This is a genomic window from Tychonema sp. LEGE 06208 (assembly GCF_015207505.1).
Lineage (GTDB): Bacteria > Cyanobacteriota > Cyanobacteriia > Cyanobacteriales > Microcoleaceae > Microcoleus.
Genome location: NZ_JADEWT010000038.1, coordinates 1 through 12,030, shown reverse-complemented (window position 1 = coordinate 12,030; position 12,030 = coordinate 1). Strand labels below are relative to the sequence as shown.

The following is a 12,030-nucleotide window of genomic DNA, read 5'->3' as shown; positions in this document are numbered from 1 at the left end:
CAGGCTTGAAGCGAGTACGAAATAATTAGGTTTTACCTCTGACGCCCCCTAGGAAATGCGTAAGTCATCTTTAAGCGTAAGGCACCGGATCTTTCAAGCCCAATTCCTCAAAAGCCGCCAGCCGCAACCGACAAGAATCGCAAACGCCGCACGCATTTTCGCCGCCTGCGTAACAAGACCAAGTTTGCTCCCAAGGAACTCCCAACTTATTGCCTAATTCAATAATTTCGGTTTTTTTAAGTTCAATCAAAGGTGTTACAATATTAATAGCTTCTCCTTCTCTTCCCTGCTTCGTTCCCAACCGAAATACTTCCTGCATTGCTTGGATGTAATCGAGGCGACAGTCGGGATAGCCAGAATAATCTAAAGCGTTGACACCGATGTAAATACGATCGGCTTCTAGAGTTTCTGCGTAGGCGAGGGCAAAGCTGAGAAAGATTGTATTTCTAGCAGGAACGTAGGTAGTCGGGATGTTTTGAGACATTTCTGCAAGATTGCGATCGATCGGCAATTCCATCTCATTATCCGTCAAAGCGGAACCGCCCCACAGTGTTAAGTCAAAGTTTACTATCTGATGTGCCTTAACTCCGGCCGAAAGCGCGATCGCCCTTGCTGATTCCAACTCCCGCCGATGTCTTTGTTGGTAGTCAAAGGAAATCGTGTAACATTCGCAGCCGTCGGCTTTGGCTTGATACAAAACAGTTGAGGAGTCCAGCCCTCCCGACAATAAAATAACTGCTTTCACTTAAAATAACCTCCATTAAATTAGCCTTTACATTTATATCAAATTAGTTGTGAATTGACAAGTTTACAGCGATGGATTTTAACGAACCGCGAAGACGCGAAGGAAGAGAAGAGAAGAGAAATATTTGACAGTTTATGCGAGAATTGCTATAAGTTTAACTTGCTAACACATCGTCTAGTTCCCGGTAATCTGGCAAGGTTGTATCAATTTCTTGACCTTGCCGCAAAACTGTGCGATCGCGCTGCGATCGAGATAACAATTCGCTGAAAGTTCGCGCCTTAAATAAAATCAAGTCAGCGGGTAAACCAACTCCTATTCGTCCTACATTCGGCAATCCCATTAAATCTGCTGGTGTTGTTGTGACTGTGCGCGGCCAATCTTCCCAAGGTCTGTCTAAATGGGCTATGCGGACTGACATATTAAAGACTTCTAAAACATCGTGATCTCCAAATCCGTAAAACGGATCGCGACAGTTGTCGCTAGCAACTGTGACGGGAATTCCTGCTGCTTTGAGTTCGTGGATCAGGGTCACTCCCCGCCAGCGCGGTGTACGCCCCGATTCTCTGTCTTGCAAATAAAGGTTGCACATCGGTAAGCTGACAATGCCAATATTTGCTTGCTTGACTAATGTCAAAGTTTCTGTTACTAAATCGGGCGGTTGTACGGCTAAACTGCAGCAGTGCCCGCAGATTATTTGACCGCTAAATTCATAGCGAATAGCCGTTTTTGCTACTTCCCGCAGTGTTACTGATTCTGGATCGTCGGTTTCGTCGGTGTGGAAGTCGAGGTTTAAACCGCGTTCTTGGGCTAAGCTAAATACGCGATCGAGTTGTTTGTCTAAATCCGGGTTCATGTAGGCGACTCCGCCGAGGATGCCGCCGATTTGGGCAATTTTGTCTGCTAATTTTTCGCCTGCTGGTGTCAGGTAATAGTCGAGGGAAACTAGGGAAACTGCTTGCAAAATTAGCCGATCGCTCCATTCGGCTTGCAAGGCTTCAAATACTGCTAAACTAACGGTTCCCCCATCGCCTGCGCTGTCGATGTGAGTGCGGATGGCTTTGGTGCCGTGGGCGTAGCTGCACTTGAGGCCGAACTGCATCCGCCGGTAAACATCCTCTGCATTCCAGTGTTTTTGGGCGTCAGCGCGCACAGTCTCCAGCGCACTTGCAAAAGTTCCGTCGGGATTGGGCGATCGTTCCCAAATGTGGCCTTTGTCTAAATGCGCGTGCATATCCACAAAGCAAGGGAAAACTAAGCCGTTTTGCAAGTCTACAATTGGAATATCTCGAAGTTGCGATAAAGGTTCTGTATTGGTGGGGATGATTTGGGCGATCGCACCCGCTGCAATTTCCAGATCCACCGCACAAAAATTGTTCTCTGTCCCCGTTGTTGCAATTGCAGAAACTGAGGGTGCGATCGATTGCATTTCTAGCAGAGACGCGGGGACGCGAGCATTTTTGAGCAAATAATTAGATGTACTTGGCAACATTAACTTTGTGAGTTAGAATTTTATTAATAATTTAGCCATACCAGTTTTAAATATAGCAATTATTTCCAAATTTGGGAACTTTTTTATTTCTCTATTTCCATTTGACTCTCTTTCTTTCTCCTTTGCGCCCTCTGCGCCTCTGCGGTTCGTTAAGCTGTTGTGCATCTAGATTCTGTATGGTGATTGAGGGGGAGAGGGGGAGAGAGGGAGAGGGGGAGAGAGGGAGAAGATTTTTGATCGATCGTCGAAATATACAATGTTTATTTGCACAACAGCTTAAAAAAATATGATTCACACATTAAATCTAATTGCTCTAAAAGATGGGAGCATCTCATATTTGTAAAAAGACTTCTTTTGACTCCTTCTTTCTTCCTCTTTCCTCCTGTCTCCTGTCTCCTGCCTCCTACCTCCAATTTCTAGCTTGGCTGCAAAAGTGAGATGCTCCCTAAAAGATTTCGCTAAAATTGGATAGCTCGAATCCTTCCGCAGACACAATTCTGTTGTTACAATCGATAATCGTTTAAAAATGCCATAGCCAGAGCCAAAAACAACTGTGTCACAACCCAAGCATATAGTTTTAACATCCCATCCCGACAGATCCGGTACAGAACCAATTCCCATTTGTTGGGGAGAAATCGATCCTCTCAAACGGGGGCCCGTGATTGGCAGCCTCAGCAAATCTTCTCACCGGAATGCGATCGGCACTCATTCGGGTTCCTACTCTGTTTATCGAGCGCTAGCAGTTGCTTCCGGCGCACTTCAAGCCGATCACCTGCCCGATTTTACTAACACGTCTCCGGCGGCGCGCATCGGCCCTCACCCGAGTTGGGGCGATCGCAATTTGATTGTTTCTCTCGATCCCTTTGGGGGTTTGGTCAGCCAAATTTATACTTCATTTTTTCAGCAGGGATACGATATTCGCCCGACAATTGCTGTTACTAAAGCTCATATTAATATGCCGGAATTGCAAGATGCCATCGCTAAGGGGCGCGTGCAAATTGATGGCAAAATAGTCAAAGCAGGCGGCAATTTAGCGGTAACAAAAATTGCGATCGACCCCGTGTGGTATTTGCCGGGAATTGCCCGCAGGATAGGGGTGCAAGAAAGTGTTCTCCGCCGCGTTTTATTCGAGCAAACAGGCGGTATGTTCTCGGATTTGGTGACGCGGCCGGATTTACAGGTTTTCTTGCCCCCAATTGGCGGAACTACAGTTTATATTATTGGCGATGTTGCAAATATTTCTGACCCTCAGAAGCAGTTGGCGGTAAGGGTACACGATGAATGTAACGGTTCTGATGTGTTCAGTTCAGATATCTGCACTTGCCGCCCTTATTTGGTACATGGGATTGAAATTTGCATCCAAACTGCACAATCCGGCGGTTCTGGAGTAATTGTTTATTTCCGCAAGGAAGGCAGAGCTTTGGGGGAAGTTACGAAGTTTTTGGTGTACAATGCCAGAAAACGGCAGGAAGGGGGCGATCGCGCTGATGCCTATTTTACTCGTACTGAATGTGTCGCCGGAGTTCAAGATATGCGGTTTCAAGAACTCATGCCAGATGTTTTGCACTGGTTGGGGATCTCTCGAATTGACAGTTTAGTTTCTATGAGCGATCTCAAATACAATGCAATTATCAATTCTGGCATTCAAGTAGTCGATCGCATCCCCATTCCCGAAAATTGGATTCCCGCAGACGCCCAAGTCGAAATCGCCGCCAAAAAAGCAGCCGGCTACTACACGCCAGACCCCGTGCCAGATGCTACAATTCTTGCAGAAGCCATGATTGACGCGATTTAGGAGATTGACAGGCCAAAGACGCGAACAATCGGGCGCGAACAATCGCGTCTTTGCCAAATAAAATTTATTGCTGGTCTTTGATCGGTCAGGGTAGGTTATGGCTAATTTGCGTTCTACTGTTATCGTAAAAACAGATATTTGCGGATATACCGTCCGAGTCAAAAAGTTATCTCAGTCCGAATTAAGTAGTTTGTTAAACGAGCATAAAAATTTTATTTCAGATATTACTATCAGAAATGAAGGCAGCATGATTAAAGGGGAAGGTGATTCATTTTGGATGATTTTTCCCAGCGTTACCGCAGCGGCGATGGCAGCCATAGAAATGCAGCAAGAATTGAGAGCTGAACAATCTAGTAAATCGAACGATGAACGATTGGCTATTCGCGTGTCGATTACCCTAGGAGATGTCTTGCACCAAGATAAAGATATCTTTGGCGATACAGTAAATTTAACAGCGCGGATAGAATCAGTAACTCCGCCGGATGAAATATATTTGTCCCAAGCAGCATGGCTGGCCCTCAACAAAGCAGAAGTGCAAACATCTTTTGTGAATGAGTTTTCTTTGAAAGGGATGAGCGAACCTGAAAAAGTTTACAAAGTTGACCAAAGTCACAAAACGCGAATAGTAGAAAATCAAGCAATAATCAAAGCTGATTTGAGAGGTTTTATTGCTTATCAAGAATCTAATTCTATTAAAGATGTTGAATATTTACTGACTAAGTTCGATAACTTTGAAAAAACAATTTGTGAAGAATACGGCGGCACAATTCGGAGTATTGTTGGTGATTCGCACTTGTTAACTTTCCAGGAAGCTCACTCAGCCTTAGCGGCAATGGAAAGTTTGTGCGAGAATTGGAAACTGTTTATTCGTGGCAATCAAATACCTTGCGGCTTGTCGGTAGGAATTACTAAAGGAAATTTGTATATATTTCGGTCTTGCACTTACGGAAAAGATATTAACATCGCCGACAGGCTGGAAGATTTAAGTAAAATAATATCTCCGGCTACTGACAAAAATTCGGTGATAGTTTCCGACCGAATAAAACGCGAAGTCAGCGGCTCAAAGTGGGAGTACAAGCTGATCAAAATCGATAAAAATGCGATTTTAGATAATCTTTTAGATTACAGTCAGTTTGACTTTTTTCAAGAAAACGATGTTTATCGGTGTTTGATTGTATGAAGTTGAGCAAACTTGAACTAGAAACTGTACAATATCTGAGAACGCCGGCTGCGATTCGCCAAAAGTGCGATTCCCTTCGGGATAGCTTCGCTTCACGGCTTTTTAATTTAGCCTCCGAAAATAAACTACCCTACTTCCGCGTCGATTTATCCCAACTCGACAAAGCAGCCAATTATGTAATCGAGACAACTCGCCAACAGTATCCCGATTTTAACATTCCCTTTCACAGTCGCTGGCGGCATTTTGAAGCCGGCAACCTGCCGCGACTAGCCGAATTAGATGCAGCTTTAACAGAATTTTCACCCATAGAACAAGCTAAGATCAAGTTTGATTTAGCAATTGTCAGCGTTTTGCTTGATGCCGGTGCCGGTGCAGATTGGCAGTATTGCGAACCAGAAACAGGACAAATTTACCGCCGTTCAGAAGGGTTAGCAATAGCCAGTTTTCGGATGTTTTGTCAAGGTGTTTTTTCCAGCAATCCTGATTTTCCTTTTTCTGCTGATTCGCGGGGGCTTTCTCAATTAAAACTAGAAACCTTAGCTGCGGGATTTCAGGTAAGTCGAGACAATCCGCTAGTTGGTTTAAGCGGCAGATTAGAATTGTTGCAGCGTTTGGGGAAGGCGATTTGCCAGCATCGATTATTATTTGGTAGCGAAAACCCGCGTCCCGGCAATTTGGTACAATACTTGCTCGACAATCGGGTTTCTGGAGTCAAAACTGTGAATGCTTCTGAAGTATTGAATGCTGTTTTGACAGGTTTTGAGGAGATTTGGCCGGGAAGATATGCCATTGGTGGGGTTAATTTAGGGGATGTTTGGCGGCATTCAGCTTTGGCGGGAGAAAATTTTGGAGATAACTTTGTGCCGTTTCACAAACTCTCGCAGTGGTTGACTTATTCGCTGTTGGAACCGCTGCAACAACTGGGTTTAGAAGTCGCCGGATTGGATGAGTTAACGGGTTTGGCGGAGTATCGCAACGGTGGTTTGTGTTTGGATGTCGGGCTGCTGCGGGTAAAAGATGCGGCTGTTGGCGATCGTAGTTATTTGCCCGGTTCGGAAGTTATAGTGGAATGGCGATCGCTAACTGTGATTCTTTTAGATAAGATTGCCGCAACTATGCGAAAAAAGCTGCATTTGAGTGCAACAGAATTGCCCCTGGTGAAGATTTTGCAAGGGGGAACTTGGGCGGCGGGGCGAAAAATTGCCGGGGAATTGAGAGTCGGTGGAGTGCCGCCAATTCGGATTGAAAGTGACGGGACTGTGTTTTAAATAAGCCGAAATTAGGACACGGCAGTATCATAAGAAATTAGGACACGGCAGTGCCGTTTCCCTACAATTAATCTGACGTAGGGAAACGGCACTGCCGTTTCCTCTATATCATTTCGGTACAACCGGAATTGATACAATTAGAGCATTGAAAAACCCGGTTTCGTAAAGAATCCGGGTCATCAGTGTTATCTGTTTTTTAGTGTTTCTGCTTATTTGCAAGTGCGATATTTGACGTGATACACTAAACCGCGATGAGCTAAATCGAAGGAGTCAACGGTTGCCATGCCGGCACCGCGGGCTGTCATCGCAGCATTTACTCGCATATTTACACTGTCGCCGCAGCGAGACCAAACATTAGCTACAGTGGCTAAACTATCTCGAACGTTGTAGTTAGTTTCGCCGCTTAAATTCCGATTAAAAACTGGGCCGCGGGTTCCCGCAAAAAAGTATTCTGCTCGCAGGTTTCCTGTGGTTTTAGGAGCAATGTAGCCGCGATAATCAGCATCGTAGATAGAAATTTGGAAGCCTTGGGGTACTTTGATGGGAATGCTCAGATTGCAGCTTTTCCGGGTTTCTGTTGAGACATTTCCTTGGGCTGCAAACTTATCAAATAGGATGGTGAGTTCTTGACCGTCGGGGCTGACGCTGACGCTGGCGGAGCGGTCTGGGCAGCCGCTACCGCCGTAGCTGGCTCCTAATATTTGAACTGCAGGATTTGCCAAGGCGGGGCTGATAGAAGCGGCCATTAATGCTGTCGCCAGCAAGAGTTTTGCAAATTTCATGGATGTTCTCCTTAAGGTTTTTTTGTTAGGACAACTCTGAAAAATTCAAGGAATATTGAGGCGATGCCTTTCTATTTAGGAGATGGCAAGCCTTTACTGAAAAGGCAGTCAGTTTCTGACTGAGAGCTAGATATCTGTATTTAGCTCGGCTTTTTCGAGTAGCATTAATTTATGTATTAATGCTTGTTGTGTCCTGATACTTTCTAAGATTCATTTCCTTCAAAGAGTGTTCCGGAAGATTTGAGGGAATAATATTCATCTTTTTTTTAGGCTTTGTGGGGAACAAAGTTCTGATTTTTTGGTCGGCGCTGCGCTAGGAGGTATTTGTTGGACGACGAATTATATGCCTTTGCTATTGGCTGAGAAAAGATGCTTTAATTCGGGAATTAGAACTGCTGGATTTGTAGTAAAAGGCTCTGTCTGCTAGTGGCGAAGGAGGAAAATGTGACGATATTCGTATTTTCCGGCAGATTCAGAAGATGATAATTATCTTCAGAGAAACCGCAGATATCGGGCTGATGCAACACCGATTGACGCAGATAATTTCAAGGTGTTTTGCAATTTTTGCCATTCAAGTCTATTGGTTTGTACCGCGATCGCACTACTCAGGTGGCGATCGAGTATTATGTCAAAGTTCCCCAGGATATCGAACCGCGAGATGTTTTAATTGTCGATGGGATGCTGGCTGCTGGTAACTCAGCAGTGGCTGCTGCGGATCGGCTTAAATAAGTTAATCCGAAGTCTATTAAGTTTTTGTGCTGGCTGGCTGCGCCGGAGCGAGTTGAATACCTTCATCAACAGCACTCTGACGTGCAGATTTATGCGGCTGCTGTTGATGAGCGTTTGGACGATCGCAATTATATTGTACCGGGACTCGTCCCTGCGGGCGATGGCTTACACCCCGCTACGCTACGGCTTTACGGCACTATTTCAATTGAATCAAATTATTTTCTGCTGTATATACCAATACATTCATTGTAAAATAACTTTACTCACACAAGTATTACTTTGATTCTGTTATACAATGTAATTTATAAAGTTTTAATGTCAGGGAAAATCTATATGTAGCAATATTTGTATGGTTTTTGAGAGGGAATTCATAAATTGCATTGTCTATATGTATTTACTGCATTTGATCATTAAAATTTATGCCTTTAGTGTAACTAATGGCAGGAGTTAGTAGATAAAATAGATGTATGATGCTAATCGCTGGCGATCGACTATTAACATTTTTTGTAAGAGGAAAAAAGAATGGAGACTACAGTACATAAGGAAGCCCCACATCAGCCTGCTGAGGAAGTGAAAGTTAACAGCATCAACAGTGTGGAGTTTGAGCTTTGGGCGAAAGCTGTGAAGCAACAGATGATTGCAGCACTTTCTAAAAAGGGCGGGATGTAATATCTCTGGCTGTTGTTGGCGCGAGTTGTGTAAATTGAATTAAGAAAATTGCTCTCTGTATTTTTTTCCGAAATTGATCGGGGATTGGGACAAAAGAGCGGACTAAAGTCCGCACTACGAACCAGATCTTTACAGTTCGTAGTGCGGACTAATGTTCGCAGTTTAAGAGCGGACTAAAGTCCGCACTAGGAACCAGATCTTTACGAACTACATCTTATTGTTGCCAATCGATGGGACATGATATCAAGAGTGTGTCTTAAATTGTTTCCCTGCAGAATGCTTTTTGCCTGATTACGATCGCTTGTCAACGGCCGCCAGCAAGCGCAGACTTCCGTCTTGAATCTGCACGGCTTTCACCGTTCCGACAGCGACTCTTTGTTGACCGTTAGCCATCGCTACCTCAATTTTAATCTTGGGGTCAGCCTGCAAGCCCAGCCGCCCCCAGAGCCATTTAATTTGAGTATCGGGAAAAGAGCGCACTTCTACATCTGCAAAGGGCGAATTAACCCAGCGGATGCCGTCGTAAAAACTTGCTACTTGCACCTGATACCAAACTTGTTCTGGGGTCAATTTTAACCCGCTTTTGGCTGCGGGTTCTAGCCAGTCAGCGGGGTTGATATTGTTAATTAATGTAGCAGAACCCATAATTTGACTTTTGTGGTCTCCTAAAGTTTGGGCGAGAGAAACTGCTTCATCAAGTTTATTGACCAAATTCCGAATTCGACTTCTAGTTTCGCTGTCGGTATCTGATTGCTGGTCGAGCCAATTCATCGCTTCGCGAGTTCCGTCTTGAGAGGCTACAATTAGAGCGCCCCAAGCCTTGACATCGCCGTCCGCGGCATTGACTCGCAAGGCGGCATCTACGCGGTTCATAATCCGCCCGCCGTCATTTTTGAGGGTTGTGGCAATTTCGTGACTGTTGCTGGGATCGGCTTCAAATACTTGCAAAGCTTCACTCCAGCGGCCGTCGATCAATTCTGCGAGCACTTGTTGGCCGGGACTGGCCCAGGATGCGATCGCCTGAGCGCGAGTAATTTTAGCGTGAAATTCGATCGTTTCTAGTTGAGCTTGCGCGAGTGCGGGCCAATTTTTGCCGGCTTTACCCTTAGCAATACGCATGACATTTAATCCTGGAGACCACAGCCCGCTGTTGGCGAGCCGCAGCCCGTTTTTGTAAGTCTGATCGTTGAAGGCAAATTCTTCTAAAGAAATCGGAGTTAACTGAACTGGGTTCGGCACAAATTTGCGCGGGCCAATTTGATAAAGGGTAAATTGCGGCTCTAAACCAACTGTTTGGTCGATCGCCAATTGTGGATTTGAACCCTTCACAATTTGCTGCCAATTCGGCGGTTGTCCGGCCGCACTCGCCCAATCCAACAGCGAGATTAAATGATTTTGGCTGGGGTTGTAGCGAATGACTTGTCCGTAGGGAATTTTCTTGTCGCCGCGCACCAGTTTACCGCTGACATTAAACCAAATGCCTTCGGCGGGGGGCTTGCCGTCAAAGCGGCGCAGTTCTGTTAGGGGTAGCGACTGATTGGAGGCTTGATTGTCGGACGGGGAGTCAGCTAAAGAAGCCATCACAAAAGATTCGGCAGGGCCTTCTACACTCACAGAACTTGCTAACTGAAAATACTGCTCTTGATCGGAATCGCGATCGGGAAGCTGTACCCGCTTGTACACCCGAAGTTCGACAATTTGACGGCAAGGATTTTTGCAAACAGTAGAAGCATTAACTGTCCTTTCTACCATCACCGGCAACAGCAAATCGGCAATAGAATTATCTGCAGATTTATCGACGGGAAGCGGTAGGGGTTCGCCGGTTATGAAGCCCAATTTGCGGATGCTGGCTTTGATTTGAGCCAGAGTTTGGATCGAATCTCTGCTACCGGTAGGCAGGCGCGACCATCCAGGGACAAACTGAGAGACCAACCTGTTACCGTTGGGATCGACAATTAGCTGGTAACTCAGCCAAGCGCCGCCTCCCATCAAAGCGGAACAGCCGCACAAGATGCCGAGGGCTGTCAAATTAGCTACGAGTCTTTTCCACGGATATCTGGCGCGAGTTGGGGAAGGAAGTAGGGGAAGCTGGGAGTCTTGAAGTTTTTTGGGGCGACGATTGCGGCGGCGTCTTGTCGGAGGAGGAGGAGCAACTTTTGAATTTTCTGGGGGTTTGACTCGGCGTTTCGAGGGGTTAATTTTGTGTTCCATCGTCCGTCCAATTTTAGAATTTAGATTTTAGAATTTCGAGTTTAAAGTTGCAATAGTCGATCGTACTGCCGACCTATGATATCCCAGGTGTATTGACTTTCAACGAGGGCGCGCGCGCTTTCGGACAACTCCTGTCGCTGTTGCTGATTTTCAAACAAACTGGTAATCGCCTCAACATACTCCTGAACTTTGTTCGCCCGCAAGGCCCTTGTCGGTTGTGGGCCGCCACCGAGGGCTAAACCCTCCAAACCTCGATCGCTCGCCACCACGGGAGTTCCCGCAGCCATCGCCTCCAAAGTTTTATTTTTAATCCCGAAACCAATCCTCATCGGCACCACACAAACTGCAGCCTGATGCAAATATTCTGCCACCCTTTGCACCCGACCTACTACTTGAATTCCTTGGAGTTTCCCCAAGGCGAGCACTTCCGGGACTGGCGAAGCCCCGACTAGAGTGAGGGTAGCATCGGGATATCGCTGCTGCAAGGAAGGCAATATTTGCAAACTGAGAAATCTGGCGGCGTCAATATTGGGCAAATTGTTCATTGCGCCTGCAAAGATTAAGGTGTGTCCTCCCGGATCGATCGACCGGTACGGAAATTCTGTCAAATCCACGCCGTTAGGAATGACATCAATCGGAGGCACAAAAAAATCTGGTTTTTCTCCGAGTCTTCCCGCTGGCGACAGCAATTCTAGGAGTTGCTGCTTGTCTGTGGATGTGGTGGCGACAATGCGGGAAAATTTGGCACAGTAGCGTCTTTCGTAGCGGGCGAGTAGCGGCAAATTTAGTCGATCGCGCAGAGGTTTTTGGGAAGTGCCGGTGATTAACATTTCCCTGCAAGTTCCCCAAACCGAACTGTGAATATTGACCACTGTCAGCAGTTTTTGTCGCCATTCTGGACGCACGTAAATCTCGTTAACGCTGTGTTCGCAGGTAACAGCATCGCATTTCCCTGCAGCTACCAAATCGTCAGCCCAATTCTGCATTGCTTGAGAGTAGCTTGAGAGCAGGTTTGGAGGTGTCCCGGATAACACAAATTGACCGAATCTGTGCAATTTTCCGAGTATTTCAGAGAACCCCCCCTCAGTCCCCCCCTTGTTAAGGGGGGGAGGGAAGAATCCTTCCTCAAGCCCCTGATTGAGTCTTAGCCCCCCCTTAACAA

Annotated in this window: 9 protein-coding genes and 1 pseudogene; 5 read left to right on the top strand and 5 right to left on the bottom strand. The window is 46.0% G+C overall.

What is annotated here, in order from left to right; genetic code table 11:
- Positions 1 to 70: 70 nt before the first annotated feature.
- Both queC and IQ263_RS12345 read right to left on the bottom strand, forming a co-directional pair.
- The gene (gene queC, locus IQ263_RS12350) at positions 71 to 745 is read right to left on the bottom strand and encodes a 7-cyano-7-deazaguanine synthase QueC (RefSeq protein ID WP_194067694.1); all 675 of its coding nucleotides are present in this window, start codon (positions 743 to 745) and stop codon (positions 71 to 73) included.
- 154 nt (positions 746 to 899) lie between these two features.
- Positions 900 to 2,234 carry a cytosine deaminase gene (locus IQ263_RS12345; RefSeq protein ID WP_194067693.1) on the bottom strand — a complete coding sequence of 445 codons (1,335 nt, stop codon included), beginning with the start codon at positions 2,232 to 2,234 and terminating at the stop codon, positions 900 to 902.
- 553 nt (positions 2,235 to 2,787) lie between these two features.
- On the opposite strand from IQ263_RS12345, the gene IQ263_RS12340 reads away from it, so the two are divergent.
- The 3 genes from IQ263_RS12340 to IQ263_RS12330 all read left to right on the top strand — a co-directional run bounded on the left by IQ263_RS12340 (position 2,788) and on the right by IQ263_RS12330 (position 6,477).
- The gene (locus tag IQ263_RS12340; RefSeq protein WP_194067692.1) at positions 2,788 to 4,029 is read left to right on the top strand and encodes a GTP cyclohydrolase II; all 1,242 of its coding nucleotides are present in this window, start codon (positions 2,788 to 2,790) and stop codon (positions 4,027 to 4,029) included.
- A 97-nt stretch (positions 4,030 to 4,126) separates the two neighbouring features.
- A complete protein-coding gene (locus IQ263_RS12335) occupies positions 4,127 to 5,209 on the top strand; it encodes an adenylate/guanylate cyclase domain-containing protein (protein ID WP_194067691.1) in 1,083 nt (360 codons plus the stop codon).
- Complete coding sequence (locus IQ263_RS12330; protein WP_194067690.1) at positions 5,206 to 6,477, top strand: URC4/urg3 family protein; 1,272 nt, start codon at positions 5,206 to 5,208, stop codon at positions 6,475 to 6,477. The genes IQ263_RS12335 and IQ263_RS12330 overlap by 4 nt, the downstream gene beginning before the upstream one ends.
- Positions 6,478 to 6,686: 209 nt before the next feature.
- Here the strand turns inward: IQ263_RS12330 and IQ263_RS12325 are convergent, their stop codons facing one another.
- Entirely contained in the window at positions 6,687 to 7,259 is a 573-nt protein-coding gene (locus IQ263_RS12325; protein WP_194067689.1) for a DUF4360 domain-containing protein, read from the bottom strand.
- 555 nt (positions 7,260 to 7,814) lie between these two features.
- On the opposite strand from IQ263_RS12325, the pseudogene upp reads away from it, so the two are divergent.
- Positions 7,815 to 8,240 (top strand): annotated as a pseudogene (gene upp, locus IQ263_RS12320) (uracil phosphoribosyltransferase).
- Positions 8,241 to 8,510: 270 nt separating this feature from the next.
- Entirely contained in the window at positions 8,511 to 8,657 is a 147-nt protein-coding gene (locus tag IQ263_RS12315) for a hypothetical protein (protein WP_194067688.1), read from the top strand.
- Positions 8,658 to 8,948: 291 nt separating this feature from the next.
- On the opposite strand, the gene IQ263_RS12310 is transcribed toward IQ263_RS12315, so the two are convergent.
- Both IQ263_RS12310 and IQ263_RS12305 read right to left on the bottom strand, forming a co-directional pair.
- On the bottom strand, positions 8,949 to 10,868 hold the full coding sequence (locus tag IQ263_RS12310; RefSeq protein WP_194067687.1) for a hypothetical protein: 1,920 nt from the start codon (positions 10,866 to 10,868) through the stop codon (positions 8,949 to 8,951).
- A gap of 41 nt (positions 10,869 to 10,909) precedes the next feature.
- Positions 10,910 to 11,854 carry a glycosyltransferase family 4 protein gene (locus tag IQ263_RS12305; protein WP_486579297.1) on the bottom strand — a complete coding sequence of 315 codons (945 nt, stop codon included), beginning with the start codon at positions 11,852 to 11,854 and terminating at the stop codon, positions 10,910 to 10,912.
- Positions 11,855 to 12,030 lie beyond the last annotated feature (176 nt).

What these genes read in the sequence shown, in the direction of transcription:
- IQ263_RS12345 (WP_194067693.1), bottom strand. Translation starts at nt 2,234, where the DNA reads ATGTTGCCAAGTACATCTAATTATTTGCTCAAAAATGCTCGCGTCCCC.
- IQ263_RS12335 (WP_194067691.1), top strand. Translation starts at nt 4,127, where the DNA reads ATGGCTAATTTGCGTTCTACTGTTATCGTAAAAACAGATATTTGCGGA.
- IQ263_RS12330 (WP_194067690.1), top strand. Translation starts at nt 5,206, where the DNA reads ATGAAGTTGAGCAAACTTGAACTAGAAACTGTACAATATCTGAGAACG.
- IQ263_RS12325 (WP_194067689.1), bottom strand. Translation starts at nt 7,259, where the DNA reads ATGAAATTTGCAAAACTCTTGCTGGCGACAGCATTAATGGCCGCTTCT.
- IQ263_RS12315 (WP_194067688.1), top strand. Translation starts at nt 8,511, where the DNA reads ATGGAGACTACAGTACATAAGGAAGCCCCACATCAGCCTGCTGAGGAA.
- IQ263_RS12310 (WP_194067687.1), bottom strand. Translation starts at nt 10,868, where the DNA reads ATGGAACACAAAATTAACCCCTCGAAACGCCGAGTCAAACCCCCAGAA.
- IQ263_RS12305 (WP_486579297.1), bottom strand. Translation starts at nt 11,854, where the DNA reads ATGCAGAATTGGGCTGACGATTTGGTAGCTGCAGGGAAATGCGATGCT.